We start from the raw sequence: 14,212 nt of genomic DNA, 5'->3' as shown, positions 1-14,212 counted from the left end.
TCAGTTAAATTCTGGAAATCGGTGAAGGCTGCTGCGCCTGTTGATACGGTAAGAAGCGTCGCCGGGAATCAATGCCGGCGAGCGGGGCGGGCCAGCGTCAAATTCGATCGGTGGCGGACACGGCGAAACTCGCCTGTTCCTTGAACCAGGCACGCGCCTGTTGCGCATCGCGCTCAATGGCTGCCGTCAATGTCGGCAGGTCGACGTATTTCTCTTCGTCGCGCAATTTCTTCAGGAATTCCACGCGCAGCAGCTTGCCGTAGCAGTCGCCGCTGTAATCGAAGATATGCGTTTCCAGCAGCACGCGACCGCTGTCATCCACGGTCGGACGCACGCCCAGGCTGGCGACGGCCGGCAACGGCTTGTCGCCCAGTCCGTGCACCTGCACGATGAAGATGCCCGACAGCGCCGGATGCTTGTGGCTCACGCGCATGTTCAGCGTCGGGAAACCGATGGTGCGGCCGAGTTTCTTGCCGTGCACCACGTGGCCGGAGATCGCATACGCATGGCCCAGCAACTGGCGCGCGTGCGGGAAGTCCGCCTTCGCCAGCGCCGCGCGGATCGCCGACGACGAAATCCGCACGCCGTCGTTGTTCACGTTCGGCATGGTGTGCACTTCAAAACCGTATTGCTTGCCGGCCTCGATCAGCGTCTGGATATTGCCGGCGCGGCGCGAGCCGAAGCAGAAATCTTCGCCCACCAGCAGCCAGCGCACATGCAGGCCCTGAATCAGGATCTTTTCGATGAAGTCTTGCGGCGACAGGGCCGCGAAGTTGGCGTTGAAATGCTCGACGATGACGCGATCGACACCGGCGTTGGACAGCGATTGCAGCTTGTCGCGCAGGTTGGCGATGCGTGGCGGGGCTTTTTCAGGGGTGCTGGCCAACTGCGCGAAGAACTCGCGCGGATGCGGTTCGAACGTCATCACGGCGGCATCCAGGTTCAGGCGGGTGGCCGCTTCGCGCACCTGCGCCAGCAGCGCCTGGTGGCCACGGTGCACGCCGTCGAAGTTGCCGATCGTCAGCGCGCAGGGCGCACGCGATTCGGCATTGGGAAGTCCGCGAAATACCTTCATGGAAGAGGTTAAAAGTGATGCCGTTGCAAAAGCCTTCCATTATAAATGTTTTCGAAGGCCTACCCCTGATTTGGCGGCGAAACGGCGGGAAACAAGCGGCGGAGGAAGCCGGTTCCGGCCGGCGAGATCGGTTTTTTTTAGGAAAAATGACAAAACGGCAATTGTTTTGCGTGGGAAATATTGTCAGCCATTAATCCCGTTCTGCCCGTCCATTGGCATAATGGTCGACGCCGGCAGAATTTCGCTTCACAAAATACACCCATGAGGAAGCAGCGATGCACATAGAAATCGACGATCTTTCACGCCCGGAAATTCACGCCTTGCTCGAAGAGCATTTGCGCAATATGCGCGAGATATCGCCTCCCGAGAGCGTGCATGCACTCGATCTGGACAAGCTGCGCAGTCCGGACATCACGTTCTGGACGGCGTGGGAGGGACCGGCCCTGATTGGTTGCGGCGCGCTCAAGGAGCTCGATAGCCTGCATGGCGAGATCAAGTCCATGCGCACCCCCGAGGCGCTGCGTCGCAAAGGCGCAGGCCGGGCGATGCTGACGCATATTCTCGAGCAGGCCAGAGCGCGCGGTTATGAGCGTGTCAGTCTGGAGACCGGATCATTCGATGCATTCAAGCCGGCGCGGCAACTCTATGAGAGCGTGGGGTTCGTTTACTGCGGCCCGTTCGGGACTTACTGCGAGGATCCGAGCAGCATGTTCATGAGTTTGCGTCTGTAGGATCCGGCGGGACCGCGGACGAACCGTCTGCCGGCTAAGGCAGCGTTTTCAGTTGTTCCTGACGCGCCTCGGCCAGCATCCAGATCGTGATCTTGCGCACTTCCAGCTTGCTTTGCGTGATGTGGGCGCGCAGCAGGATTTGCGCTTCGGTGGCCTTGCGCTTGGCGATCAGCTTGAGGATCTTGCCGTGTTCTTCATAGGTCGCCAGCACGCGGTTCTTCTTGAGGAAGTCGAGGCGACGCACGATACGGATCTTTTCCGTCACTTCCGTGTGGATGCGCGTCATTTCCTCATTGCCGGCGGCGGCGACCAGGTTGGTGTGGAAGCTCTCGTCGAGCTCGGCCACCTTGACGGCTTCGCTTTCGCGTTCTTCTTCGGGTACCAGCCAGACGGCATTGAGCGCCAGCAGGCCGGGCGCCGGATCGGGGTTCTGGCACAGTCGCTCCAGCGCGGCCATTTCCAGCACGATGCGCAGGTCGTAAAGATTGTCGAGCCGGTCGAAATCGATCGGCCGCACCTTCCAGCCGCGGCGGAAACCGACGTCCAGATAGCCCTCGCGCTGCATCCGGAACAAGGCGTCGCGCAGCGGTGTACGCGAGACGCCGTAGGACAGCGCCATTTCGGTTTCGGTGAAATTGTCCCCCGGCAGCAGGCGGAAATTGAAGATGTCTTCCTTGAGCCGGTTGTAAACCTGTTCAGCGAGCGGATTTGCAGCAGTTACGGTCATGGCGGAACGTCGTCAATACAAAAGGGAAATCGGAAAGAGTTTTACGGCATCAGGCTGACATGGGCGGCGACGATACGCCAGCCCGCGTCCATGCGCACCCAGGTTTGCATCTGGCGGCCGATTTTATCGGAGTCCGCGCCGGTAAACTCGGTGCTGACAGTAGCATAGTCGCTGCCAAAGGTCGTGACCACCGTGCGCTGCAGCGTGCGAGAAGGATGTACCGGCGCGCAGCTCCGGCGGTACTGGCGGATCGCTTCGCCGCCGAGCAGGATTTCGCCGACGCCGTAGCGCACCGTCTGCGGGTCGTACCAGAACCAGCGGTCTAGTGCGGGTACGTCGTGGATCAGCAGGGCGTGTTCGTAGTCGGCGAAGGCCTGCGCCACCTCTTCCACGATATGCGGCAGATTGACTTGCGGACTCATGATGTGGTTTCTCCGGAGGTTTCCTTGAATGCGGTTTGCAGGGTCGACAGCGGCGCTTGCCAGCCGACGATGCCGCCCTGGGCGGTCAGCATGGCCAGCGTGGCCTGGTGGAAGACGGGAAAGTAACTGGCGCAGGCATCTTCGACGATCAGGCATTCGTAGCCGCGATCGTTGGCTTCGCGCATCGAAGTCTGCACGCAGACTTCCGTCGTGACGCCGGCAAACAGCAGATGCGTGACGCCGCGCGCTTGCAGTTCCGTATGCAGGCCGGTGGCGTAGAAGGCGCCCTTGCCGGGTTTGTCGATCACCAGTTCGCCGTCTTGCGGCGCCAGCAGCGGCAGGATCTGGTTGCCCGGTTCGCCGCGCACCAGGATGCGTCCCATCGGACCTTCGTCGCCAATGCCCAGCGCGGGATTGCCGCGTTTGAGCTTGGCCGGCGGGCAATCGGACAGATCCGGCAAATGCGATTCGCGGGTGTGGACGACCAGCAGGCCGTTTTCCCGCGCCAGCGCCAGCAGTTTCGCCACCGTCGGCACGATGGTGGTCAGCGGCCGCACATCGTTGCCGAGCACGCTGCCGAAGCCGCCTTCCTCGACGAAATCGCGCTGCATGTCGATCACCACCAGCGCCGTGTGGCGGCTGTCGAACTGGTAGGGGTAAGGGATGGCATCGACGGTAATCATGCGGTCTCCAGGTGAACGTTGTGCGCCGATGCTTCCGCATGTCCGCCATGCCCCGCCATCCAGCGTCCCAGTTCGGCGCGGTCGGCGCCGGCGGCCTCAGTGGCCTCAGTGGCGTACACGATGGCGCCGCCGGTCATGACCAGGATGCGGTCCGACAGCTCCAGCAACTCATCCAGATCCTCGCTGACGAGCAAGACTGCAGCGCCCAGCGCACGCGCCTGCAGCAGGCGCGCATGGATGTCGGCGACCGATGCGAAGTCCAGGCCGAACACCGGATTGGCGACGATCAGGACATTGACGGCATCTTCCTGCCGCGTCGAGTCGCCCAGTTCCCGCGCCAGCACGGCGCGTTGCACGTTGCCGCCCGAGAGCGTGCCGATGGCGCGTTCCGGCAGCGGCGGTTTGACGTTGAAAGCGGCGATCAGGGCCTGCGCCTGCTTGCGCATGGCCGCCCGATTGACGCTCCAGCGCAGCCAGCCGCTACGGCGAAACGGGGCTACGTCGAAATTGCGCAATGCCATGTTTTCCGCGACATTCATGCCGGAGATGCACGCATTGCGCAACGGCTCTTCCGGCAGCGCGAAGACCTTGCGTTCGCGCATTTCGGCGCGGCTGGCCCGGTAATCGGCGCCGTTGATTTGCACCTCGCCGGACAAGCGGCGGCGCTGGCCGAGCAGGGCTTCCACCAGTTCCTTCTGGCCGTTGCCGGAGATGCCTGCCAGGCCGACGATCTCGCCGCGCCTGACCTTCAGCGAGAGCGCATTGACGGCGGTGACGCCGCGGTCGTTGAGCACCAGCAAGGAATCCACATTCAGTCCGACCGGCGCATCGGCGGGTACGGGCGGCCGCGCCACGGCTTCTTTTTCCACGCGCGCCTGTCCCATCATCCAATGGGCGAGTTCGGCCGGACTGGTGTCGGCTACCGCCGCGCTGCCGACCAGCCGCCCCTTGCGCAGCACCGTGACATCGTCGGCGTAGGCGGTGACTTCGTGGAATTTGTGCGTGATCATCAGCACGGTCAGTTCTTCGCGGCGCGTGAGGTCGCGCATGAGGCCGAGCACTTCGTCGGCTTCCTGCGGCGTGAGCACCGAGGTCGGTTCGTCGAGGATCAGCAGACGACGGCGCAGGTAGAGCTGCTTGAGGATTTCGAGCTTCTGCTTTTCGCCGGCGGACAGGCTGCTGACAAGACGATCGAGGTCGAGCCGGAACGGCATCGCCTCCATGAATTCTTCCAGCACCTGGCGCTCCAGATTCCAGTGGATGCGCCAACGCACCAAGCCGCGCGCCAGCAACAGATTCTCGGCCACGGACAGACTCGGCGCCAGCGTGAAGTGCTGGTACACCATGCCGATGCCCAGCGTGTTCGGCACGCGCGGGCCGCGGATGTCCACCTCGCGGCGGTCGGCCTGGATGATGCCCTGGTTAAGCGGGCTGTAACCGACCAGGCCCTTGACGAGCGTACTCTTGCCCGCACCATTTTCGCCCAGCAGCGCATGGATGGTGCCGGCCTTGATCCTGATCGACACCTCGTCCAGCGCACGGAATTCGCCGAAGGATTTGCCGGCGCCGATGACTTCCAGCTCGAGCGCGTGCATGATTATTTTCCTATCGCTTGCAGCAGGGAAGAAGAGTCCGATACCGCGCCGAACACGCCGCCCTGCATCTTGATCATCGACAGCGCAGCCAGGTGGTTGTTGTGGTCGGTGGCCCCGCAGCAGTCGGCCAGCATGACGCATTCGAAGCCGCGGTCGTTAGCTTCGCGCATGGTGGTGTGGACGCAGACGTCGGTGGTGATACCGGTCAGGATCAGGTTGCGGATACCGCGCGTGTGCAGCACCAACTCCAGATCGGTGGCGCAGAACGAGCCCTTGCCGGGTTTGTCGATGATGATCTCGCCGGGCAACGGCGCCAGTTCCGGAATGATCTCCCAGCCCGGTTCACCACGTACGAGGATCTTGCCGCAGGGACCCTCGTCGCCGATGCCGGCGCCGTTGGCGCCGATCCGGCGCGAGCGCCAGCGCTTGTTGGCGGGCAGGTCGGACAAATCGGGACGATGGCCTTCGCGGGTATGGATGATGGTGTAGCCGCCGGCGCGCATGGCGCTCAGCACATTCCTGATCGGCGCGATCGGTGCGCGCGTGAGCGACAGGTCGTAGCCCATCTTGTCGACGTAGCCGCCGATGCCGCAGAAATCAGTCTGCATGTCGATCACGACCAGCGCCGTGTTGCCCGGCTTGAGCGCACCGTCGTAGGGCCACGGGTAGGGTTCGGACTGGATGAACAATTCGGACATGTCGGTTTCTCCGGTAGCAATGAATTATCGTGTGAGGCTGAGTTCGCCCGGCGCGCTCGACAACGTGCGGTCGGGGCGGCAGGTCAGGATCATGATCAGCAAGGTCAGCGCATAAGGCGCGGCGTTGAACAGGTAGTAGCCCGAGGTCACGCCGACTGCCTGCAAGGCCGGGCCGAGTGCGCCGGCGGCGCCGAACAGCAGCGCGGCCAACAGGCAGCGCAGCGGCTGCCAGCGCGCGAAAATCACCAGCGCCACCGCCATCAGGCCTTGCCCGCTGGACAGGCCTTCGTTCCAGCTGCCGGGGTAGTAGAGCGAAAGATAAGCACCGCCCACCGCCGCCAGAAAGCCGCCGCAAGCCGTGGCGACGACGCGTGTCAGATTGATGCGATAGCCGAGCGCGCGTGCGGTCTCGGCGTGGTCGCCGACCAGGCGCAGCGCCAGTCCCCAGCTGGTGCTCGACAGGCCCCATTGCAGCGCCGCCGCCAGCAGGACGCCGATCACGAACAAGGCGTTGATTTGCAGCGCGTGATGGATGGACGGATTGCTGCTCCAGCCGCCGAGATCGATGGACGGCAGCATCGCGGCTTGCGGCTGGATGAACGGCTTGCCGAGGAAGAACGCGAGGCCGGTGCCGAGCAGCATCAGCGCAATGCCGAAGGCGATGTCATTGACCCGTGGCAGCGAACACACGAGCCCGTGCAAGGTCCCTAGCAACATGCCGGACACGCCTGCCGCCAGCACGCCCAGCCAGGCCGAGCCCGAGAAGAACGACACCGCATAGCCGGTCATCGCGCCGCAGACCAGGATGCCTTCCAGGCCGAGATTCACGCGGCCGCCTTTTTCTGTCAGACATTCGCCGAGACTGACGAAGAGGAAGGGCGTGCCGACCCGGATGGCGCCGGCGAACAAGGCCAGCAGTAAGGTGGTGAAATCGAAATCAGACATGGCTGGTCTCCGCGACGGTGGCCGGCGAGGGTTGCGCCTGCTGCTGCCAGCGCATCTTCAGGGCGCCGAGGCGGCCGGTGACGGCCTCCCACGCCAGCAGGTTGCAGAACAGCAGTCCCTGCAACACCAGCGTGGTGGCGTCGGGCAGATCGAGGCGGCGTTGCAGCAGGCTGCCGCTGGCCTCGACGCCGCCGATGACAACCGCGCAGACGATGATGGCGAGCGGATTCTGGCGCGCCGCGAAGGCCACCAGGATGCCGCTGAATCCGTAGCCTGCCAGCAGCGCGCTATTGGCGCTGCCGTGCACGGCGGCGACTTCGAACATGCCGGCCAGGCCCGCCGCTGCGCCTCCCATGGCGCAGGCGATCAGCACGAGCCGATTGACCGGCAATCCGACCAGGCGCGCCGTGCGGCCGTTGCCGCCGGCAATCGCCATGGCGAAACCGATGACGCTATGGCGCAGGAAAATCCACGCCGCCACGCAGGCCAGCGCTCCCCAGACCAATCCCCAATGCACGTCGAGGCCGGGTAGCGGATTGATCAGATAGGCTTCGGGCAACGGTAGCGTGGACGGTTTGTTGAGACTGGCAGGATCCCGCAGCGGGCCTTCCACCAGATGCTTGAACAACGCGACCGCGATGTAGGAAAGCAGCAGGCTGGAGATGGTCTCGTTGACGCCGCGCCATTGGCGCAAGGCGCCGCACAGCGCGATCCAGAGTCCGCCCGCAATCATGGCAACGATGGCCATGGCCGGCAGCATGATCCACGGCGACAGCGCCGGCAGGAATGACGGGAACACCGCGGCAAACAAACCGCCCATCGCCAGCGCGCCTTCGCCGCCAATGACGATCAGGCCGACGCGGGCAGGCAACGCCACGCACAGCGCGGTCAGCAGCAAAGGCGCGGCGCGCTGCAAGGTATTTTGCCAGGCGAACATCGAGCCGAATGCGCCTTGAAAAATCAGCAGGCAGGCTTCGGTAGCGGGTTTGCCCTGCACCAGAAGGAACAGCACGAACAGCAACAGTGCACCGGCCAGCGCGCACAGCGTAGGCAGTACCGGCGCCAGCACGATGCCGGCACGGGCCCGGAGCCGTAGGGTGAAAGCACTGTTTTTCGCGCGGTCGTGTGTGGTCATGGCGATCAATGAACAAGGAATGGCGAAAAAAGTCAGATGGCGGTGGCGGCGTTGCAGCGACATGACTGCGTCGCTGCAGCGCGCCATGCCTCACATGGCATTAAGCAGTTTTCATACCTGGCCGACGACGCCCGCCACCAGATAATTCATCTTCTCCAGTGCGACGTCGGTCTGCACTTGCGTGGTGCCGGCCGGGATCACGACCGCGCCCTTGTTGTCCTTGATCGGACCCTTGAAGATCTGGAATTTTCCGGCCAGCATCTGTGCCTTGACGTCGTCGGCCTTCTTCCTGGCGGCGGCGCTGACGTTCGTACCGTAAGGCGACATCTTGACGAAGTTGTCCTTGAGGCCGCCGCGCAGGAAGTTGATCATCGGCTTGCCTTCGAGCGTGGCCTTGACGATTTCCGTATAAGGCGTAGCCCAGTTCCACTCGGCGCCGGTGAGGTAGCCCTTGGGCGCGAGCGCGGCCTGGCTGGCGTGATAGCCGCAGGTCATGATGCCGCGCTTTTCGGCGGTTTCGACGATGACCTTGGGGCCGTCGACGTGGCAGGTGATGACGTCGCAACCCTGGTCGATCAGGCTGTTGGCGGCTTCGGCTTCCTTGACCGGCAGCGACCAGTCGCCGGTGAAGATCACGTGCGTGGTGATGGACGGATCGACCGATTGCGCCCCCAGCGTGAAGGCGTTGATGTTGCGCAGCACCTGCGGGATCGGCTTGGCGGCGATGAAGGCCAGCTTTTTGGATTTGCTCATGTGGCCGGCGACCACGCCGGACAGGTATTCGCATTCCTCGATGTAGCCGAAGAAGCTGCCGACGTTCAGCGGGTGTTTGCCCTGCGTCCACAGGCCGCCGCAGTGAGCGATGCGGACCTTGGGATATTTCTCGGCGACTTTCAGCACATGCGGATCGAAGTAGCCGAACGAGGTCGGGAAGATCAGCGAGGCGCCGTCCTGCTGGATCATCGCTTCCATGGTCTTTTGCACGGCAACGGTCTCGGGTACTTTCTCTTCTTCGATGACCTTGATGCCCGGCATTTTCTTGATGATCGCAGCAGCCTGCGCATGCGACTGGTTGTAGCCGAAATCGTCGCGCGCACCGACATAGATGAAGCCGACCGTCAGCGGTGCGGCGGCCAGCAGGTCCAGCGGAAATGCTGCGCCCAGTGCAGCGGCGCCGGTCAGTTTGAGAAAGTCACGACGGTTGTTCATCTTTGGCTCCAGTCAAGGGAAACGTTGGTGGTGTTGTTGGCAAAGCGGTGTTCAAGAAAATCATGCGCACATCATCGGGGCGGTTGCGCCGTGGCTTCTCGCCGGACTTCAGTCTGGAAAATGTCCAGGCTCATCTTCTTGGCGTCGATGAAACGCGGCTGCATCAGGGTCTCCACCGTGCGCGGACGGGCATCGTCGTAATGCAGGATGTGTGCCACCTTGGTGGGACGTTTGGTCAGCAGCAGGATTTCGTCGGCGAGATAGACGGCCTCTTCCAGATCGTGCGAGACCAGCATCATGGTGGTGCCGGTCTGCATGAACACCTCCTGCAGTTTTTCGCGGATGAACAGCGTCATCTCGAAGTCGAGCGCGGAGAACGGTTCATCGAGGAACAGCACCTCCGGCCCCGGCGCCAGTGCACGCATGATGGAGGCGGTCTGCTGCTGGCCGCCCGACATTTCATACGGGTAGCGGTTGAGGTCGAACTTGACGTCGAAGGACGCGACCAGCTCTTCTACCCGGCGGTTGATCTCGGCCTTGGATTTGCCTTCCAGCTTGAGCGGATAGGCGATGTTGTCGATGGTGCGCAGCCACGGGAACATCGCTTCGCGATAGTTCTGGAAGACGTAGCCGATCTTGGTGTCGGCCAGCGATTTTCCGTCGAACAGAATCTGGCCCGAGTCGATCGGGATCAGGCCGGCGATCATGTTGATCAGCGTCGATTTGCCGCAGCCGTTGGGGCCGAACACCGAGACGATCTTTCCCTTGGGGATATCGAGGTCGAAGTCCTCGTACAAGGGCCAGCCGGCGAAGTATTTGGTCAGCCCGCGGATCGTGATGTGCGTGCCGGGCGGACCGGGGCGAAAAGGAACTTCCGGCTCTTCGTGCTTCAGTTTCGGGGAAATGACGACGCTCATCTTCCGCTCCAGTGGACGATACGTTTTTCGATCACGATGAACACCACGTTCAACGCATAGCCGAGCGCGCCGGCGGCCAGGATGGCGGCATACATCTCGCGCACGTTCAGCACTTGCTGGGCGTCGATGATCTTGTGGCCGAGACCGTTTTCGGAACCGATGAACATCTCGGCCACGATCACGATCACCAGGGCCATGGACACCGCGCTGCGCAGGCCGACGAAGGTCGGCTGCAGGCTTTCCCACAGCAGCACATCTTTGAATATTTGCCAGCGCGATGCGCCCATGACCTTGGCCGCCATGACGCGCTGCTTGCGCGCATTGAGCACGCCGTAGGCGCTGTTGAACAACACGATCAGCAGTGCACCGAAAGCGGCGATGGCGACCTTGTTGATGTCCGACACACCGAAGATCAGCAGGAACAAGGGGATCAGGGCCGATGACGGCGTCGAGCGGAAAAAGTCGATCAGGAACTCCACGCTGCGATAGGCGCGCTCATTGCTGCCCAGCAGCACGCCGAGCGGTACGCCGACTACCGCCGCGATGATGAAGGCTTCCAGCGTGCGCATCACCGTCACCAGAAAATCCGTCAGCAGGGCGCCGCCGGCCAGCCCGTTGACCAGCGTGATCAGCGTCGCTGCCGGGGTCGGCAGCAGGATCGCCTTGATCCATCCCGCGCGCACCACCAGGTCCCAGATGATGAACAGGGCGACCGGACCGACGATCGGCAGGAGCTTGCCCAAGGACGGCGGCGTGCGGCGTTTCCTGATGGAGGGAGCAGGTTTGGTCGCGGTGGCCGGAGCGGTTGCGAGGTCCGGTTTCGAAGCGCCGTCGGCAGTGAGGGAGTCGGCCATGATCAACCCTTGTAGAGAAGTGAATCGACGATCACGCGCGAGGCGAAAATGCCCTTGTCGACAAACAGGTCGTAGAACTTCTGGAAGTAAGCGACGTCGCTGGCCTTGAACTCGTTGTAGAGCATGTAGGACGCCAGCGGTACTTCGTTGGTGAGCGAGCCTTCGATGGCGGTATAGCCCTTGAGATACGGGCGCGCCTTGTCCGGCGTCTTGCGGATCAGTTCGATGCCGCGGGTGTAGGCGGCGATGTATTTTTTGGTTTCGGCCGGATGCTTCCTGATGAAGTCGGTGGTCAGCGCCGCTGCGCCGCCATGCCATGGCGCGGTCGGATTACCAAGGATGTACTTGGCGATGACGCCGGCCTCCAGCACGCGGGTAGTGTTGTTCATGCGGCCGACGGTGCCGGTCGGTTCCAGCGTATAAACGGCATCGACCTGACCGGCGGCGAGTGCGGCGACATGCTGGCCGATCGGCAGTTCGGTGACGAACGCGCCGGTCGCGCCGGCGCGTTCGAGCACGGTCTTGGCCAGCGTGACGTTCTGGATGCCGGGGCCGGAGGCGACTTTCTTGCCCTTGAGTTCGGCGATCGATTTGATGGCGCTGTCTTTCGGCACCAGGAATTCGTCGAGCACATATTGGGCGTTGCTCGGATTGGTGGCGAAGATCTTGAACAGACCCGGTTGCGCGATTTCACCAATGGCCAGGTTGCCGGCGCCGGTGCCGTTGGCTGAACCGTCGGCGCGGCCTGACAGCATCGCCTCCATCACCTGTTGTGCTCCCGCGAACTTGATCGGCTGCACGTCCAGGCCGGCTTCCTTGAAGTAGCCGGCTTCCACTGCTGCGTAAAAAGGCAGGCCGGCGGCGACCGGCCAGTAACCGATCCGGATCGGTACGCTCTGCGCGCGCAGGATGGCGGGTGCGCCGCCCAGCGCCAGCGTGGCGGCGACGGTGCCGGCAGTGCCGAGAAAGCGGCGCCGTTGGAGCGCCCCGGCCTGCGCTGGGGCGCAGGATTGGTTCGCCGTCGCAGTGGTGACTGTTTTTTTCATGCTGGCTCCGTAAGGTGAGGTCGGAAGGTCGATCAGATCTTTGCAGCGAGGTAGGCAGTCCAGCCACCGTAGCCGGTGATGTCGCGCGCGTTGTCCAGCGCCGCCGGTTCGCAGATAAAGCCTTTGACGCTGCTGCCGTCGGCCAGCTCCATCGTGCCGATGCCGAGAGGCGCCGGAATCGCGGCGACGAAGCTGCCGAAATTGCGCAGCGGCATTTCCCAGACTTCGGTGAGAATGGCGGCGCCGCTATCGTCGCTATCGCCGTGATCGTTGCTGGTGTCATTGACGCGCACCAGGCCCGGTTTGGCCGGCGTGGTGTTGGCCAGCGCGTACAGGCGGTAATGCTTGCTGGTCGAGGTGCTGGCATGCAGGCGTGCGCCCGCTTCCAGCAGTTGCCAGTTCAGCGGCTGGCCGCTCAGGTGGGCGCCGACGACGCCGACCTTGACGGTCGGTTCATTGAAGGGCAGCGGCGCAGCCGCCACGGCGTCGGCCTGCGCCGCACCGCCGAGCAGTTGCTGAAATCGCGCGCCGGCTTCAGCCAGCAGGTGGTCGGAGCCGGCCGGGCCGATCAGCGTGATCCCGGCGGGCAAGCCATCCTTGCGCCACACCGCCGGGATCGCCAGCGCCGCCATGTCCATCAGGTTGACGAAGTTGGTGTAATAGCCGAGCTGCGAATTGCGCACGACCGGATCGGCTTCCACCGCGGCGATGGTCGGCATCGTGGTGGTGGTCGGCACCAGCAGCAGGTCGATGTCTTGCAGCAAGGTCTCGGCTTCTCGGCGCAGTTCGGCCAGACGGTATTGGCTGTTGAAGGCGTCGACGGCGCTGAACTTGTCGGCTTGTACGGTGATCTCCCGCACCACCGGATGGATCGCTGCGTTGCCGGTGTCGAAGAAATCGCCGAGCGCGGCGCGTCGTTCGGCTACCCATGGCCCCTGATAGAGCAACTGCGCGGCATCGGTGAACGCGTCGAAAGGAATGCGCGTGATGCTCACGCCGGGCATGGCCGCAATTTTTTCCAGCGTCTGTTCGAACGCCAGCCTGGCCTGGTCGTCGCCATAGAACTCGGGTCTGGCCGGTACGGCGATGCGATAACCGCGGCGTTTGACGCCGAGCATGGCCGGCGTGCGCGAATAGGCGTCGGCGGCATCGAAACCGGCCGCGCTTTGCAGCACGCGCCAGGCGTCGGCGACGTCGTGTGCAAAGATGGAGATGCAATCGAGCGTGCGGCACGCCGGCACCATGCCGCTGCCGCTGAGCAGGCCGCGCGTCGGCTTGAGCCCGACCAGATTGTTGAAGGCCGCGGGCACGCGTCCCGATCCGGCGGTGTCGGTTCCCAGCGAGAACAGCACTTGCCCCAGCGCGACGGCAACGGCGGAACCGGAGCTGGAACCGCCCGACACATAGTCCGGCTGCAACGCATTGCGCACCGCGCCGTAGGGCGAGCGCACGCCCACCAGGCCGGTGGCGAACTGATCCAGGTTGGTCTTGCCGATCAGCACTGCGCCGGCTTGCCGCAGGCGTGCAACCACGGTGGCCGTGACTTGCGGCACGTAGCTGAATTCAGGGCAGGCGGCGGTGGTCGGCAACTCGGCGACGTCGATATTGTCTTTCACCGCGAACGGGATGCCGAACAGCGGCATGGTGTCGAATACCGCTTCGCCCTTGATCTGCAGCATCAGGTCGAGTGCGGCCGCCTGCTGCCTGAGCATCTTGGCGGGCACGCGATGGATCCAGACCTCGGTGCGATCGGACTGCTCGATCTGCGTCAGCAGGTCGCCGATCAGCTTGCTCGGCTTGAGGCTGCCGGTGCGATAGGACGCCAGCACATCGGCGATGGTTCGCTGCGGGGCGACCGGGTTCGGGGAGGCGTAATGGGGCAGAGTATTTGCTGACATGGATATATTCATTCTTGAATACAAGATGAAAAATATTAAGCAGATAGCATGCCAGCGGGTTTTTGAGAGGCTTGCGGGGACGGCGGAAAGTGGTGAAACGGCTTGCCGCAGCTTGTTTGGCGGCATTGCAGCCAACGCTGCAAGGAGCGAAGACCGTTGGCGGAAAGGAGCCGTGCTTGATCGGAAGCGGGGAGAAATGCGTTCGATTGGCGCATCCGGCAATGCCAATCTGGTGCCTGCACCAGATTTTGGTGCAGGCGGTGATGCGTGCGGCTAG

The 14,212-nt window shown here is 63.3% G+C and carries 15 protein-coding genes; 2 read left to right on the top strand and 13 right to left on the bottom strand.

All coding sequences use genetic code 11. The features are described 5' to 3' along the window. Positions 1-97: 97 nt before the first annotated feature. Entirely contained in the window at positions 98-1,075 is a 978-nt protein-coding gene (locus tag F506_RS18730; RefSeq protein WP_053199930.1) for a bifunctional riboflavin kinase/FAD synthetase, read from the bottom strand. A gap of 275 nt (positions 1,076-1,350) precedes the next feature. Here F506_RS18730 and F506_RS18725 point away from each other — a divergent pair, with 275 nt between their 5' ends. Continuing rightward, the gene (locus F506_RS18725; RefSeq protein WP_053199929.1) at positions 1,351-1,806 is read left to right on the top strand and encodes a GNAT family N-acetyltransferase; all 456 of its coding nucleotides are present in this window, start codon (positions 1,351-1,353) and stop codon (positions 1,804-1,806) included. Positions 1,807-1,840: 34 nt separating this feature from the next. On the opposite strand, the gene F506_RS18720 is transcribed toward F506_RS18725, so the two are convergent. The 12 genes from F506_RS18720 to atzF form a co-directional block, all read right to left on the bottom strand. Then, on the bottom strand, positions 1,841-2,533 hold the full coding sequence (locus F506_RS18720; protein ID WP_053199927.1) for a GntR family transcriptional regulator: 693 nt from the start codon (positions 2,531-2,533) through the stop codon (positions 1,841-1,843). Between the two features lie 41 nt (positions 2,534-2,574). After that, the gene (hpxZ, locus tag F506_RS18715) at positions 2,575-2,955 is read right to left on the bottom strand and encodes an oxalurate catabolism protein HpxZ (RefSeq protein WP_053199926.1); all 381 of its coding nucleotides are present in this window, start codon (positions 2,953-2,955) and stop codon (positions 2,575-2,577) included. Then, positions 2,952-3,638 (bottom strand): cysteine hydrolase family protein, encoded by a 687-nt coding sequence (locus F506_RS18710; RefSeq protein WP_053199924.1) that lies wholly within the window; start codon positions 3,636-3,638, stop codon positions 2,952-2,954. Before F506_RS18710 ends, hpxZ begins: the two co-directional genes overlap by 4 nt. After that, positions 3,635-5,233 (bottom strand): ABC transporter ATP-binding protein, encoded by a 1,599-nt coding sequence (locus tag F506_RS18705; protein ID WP_053199921.1) that lies wholly within the window; start codon positions 5,231-5,233, stop codon positions 3,635-3,637. Before F506_RS18705 ends, F506_RS18710 begins: the two co-directional genes overlap by 4 nt. 2 nt (positions 5,234-5,235) lie before the next feature. Further along, the gene (biuH, locus tag F506_RS18700) at positions 5,236-5,931 is read right to left on the bottom strand and encodes a biuret amidohydrolase (RefSeq protein WP_053199920.1); all 696 of its coding nucleotides are present in this window, start codon (positions 5,929-5,931) and stop codon (positions 5,236-5,238) included. Positions 5,932-5,955: 24 nt separating this feature from the next. After that, positions 5,956-6,876 carry an ABC transporter permease gene (locus F506_RS18695; protein ID WP_053199918.1) on the bottom strand — a complete coding sequence of 307 codons (921 nt, stop codon included), beginning with the start codon at positions 6,874-6,876 and terminating at the stop codon, positions 5,956-5,958. Then, positions 6,869-8,011: an ABC transporter permease gene (locus F506_RS18690; protein ID WP_053201785.1), complete on the bottom strand. Its 1,143-nt coding sequence runs from the start codon at positions 8,009-8,011 to the stop codon at positions 6,869-6,871. Before F506_RS18690 ends, F506_RS18695 begins: the two co-directional genes overlap by 8 nt. A gap of 111 nt (positions 8,012-8,122) precedes the next feature. Further along, complete coding sequence (locus F506_RS18685; protein WP_053199916.1) at positions 8,123-9,220, bottom strand: BMP family ABC transporter substrate-binding protein; 1,098 nt, start codon at positions 9,218-9,220, stop codon at positions 8,123-8,125. A 71-nt stretch (positions 9,221-9,291) separates the two neighbouring features. Next, the gene (locus tag F506_RS18680) at positions 9,292-10,137 is read right to left on the bottom strand and encodes an ABC transporter ATP-binding protein (protein WP_053199914.1); all 846 of its coding nucleotides are present in this window, start codon (positions 10,135-10,137) and stop codon (positions 9,292-9,294) included. Beyond that, entirely contained in the window at positions 10,134-10,991 is an 858-nt protein-coding gene (locus F506_RS18675) for an ABC transporter permease (RefSeq protein ID WP_083458039.1), read from the bottom strand. The genes F506_RS18680 and F506_RS18675 overlap by 4 nt, the downstream gene beginning before the upstream one ends. A gap of 2 nt (positions 10,992-10,993) precedes the next feature. Then, positions 10,994-12,037: an ABC transporter substrate-binding protein gene (locus tag F506_RS18670; protein WP_053199912.1), complete on the bottom strand. Its 1,044-nt coding sequence runs from the start codon at positions 12,035-12,037 to the stop codon at positions 10,994-10,996. Between the two features lie 32 nt (positions 12,038-12,069). Further along, positions 12,070-13,935 carry an allophanate hydrolase gene (gene atzF, locus F506_RS18665; RefSeq protein ID WP_053199910.1) on the bottom strand — a complete coding sequence of 622 codons (1,866 nt, stop codon included), beginning with the start codon at positions 13,933-13,935 and terminating at the stop codon, positions 12,070-12,072. Here atzF and F506_RS18660 point away from each other — a divergent pair. Continuing rightward, the gene (locus tag F506_RS18660; protein ID WP_053199908.1) at positions 13,934-14,212 is read left to right on the top strand and encodes a hypothetical protein; all 279 of its coding nucleotides are present in this window, start codon (positions 13,934-13,936) and stop codon (positions 14,210-14,212) included. The two genes, atzF and F506_RS18660, sit on opposite strands and share 2 nt — an antisense overlap.

The sequence above is a fragment of the Herbaspirillum hiltneri N3 genome, assembly GCF_001267925.1.
Lineage (GTDB): Bacteria > Pseudomonadota > Gammaproteobacteria > Burkholderiales > Burkholderiaceae_D > Herbaspirillum > Herbaspirillum hiltneri.
Note: the sequence above shows the minus strand (reverse complement) of the source record. Positions and strands in the feature narration are given on the sequence as shown.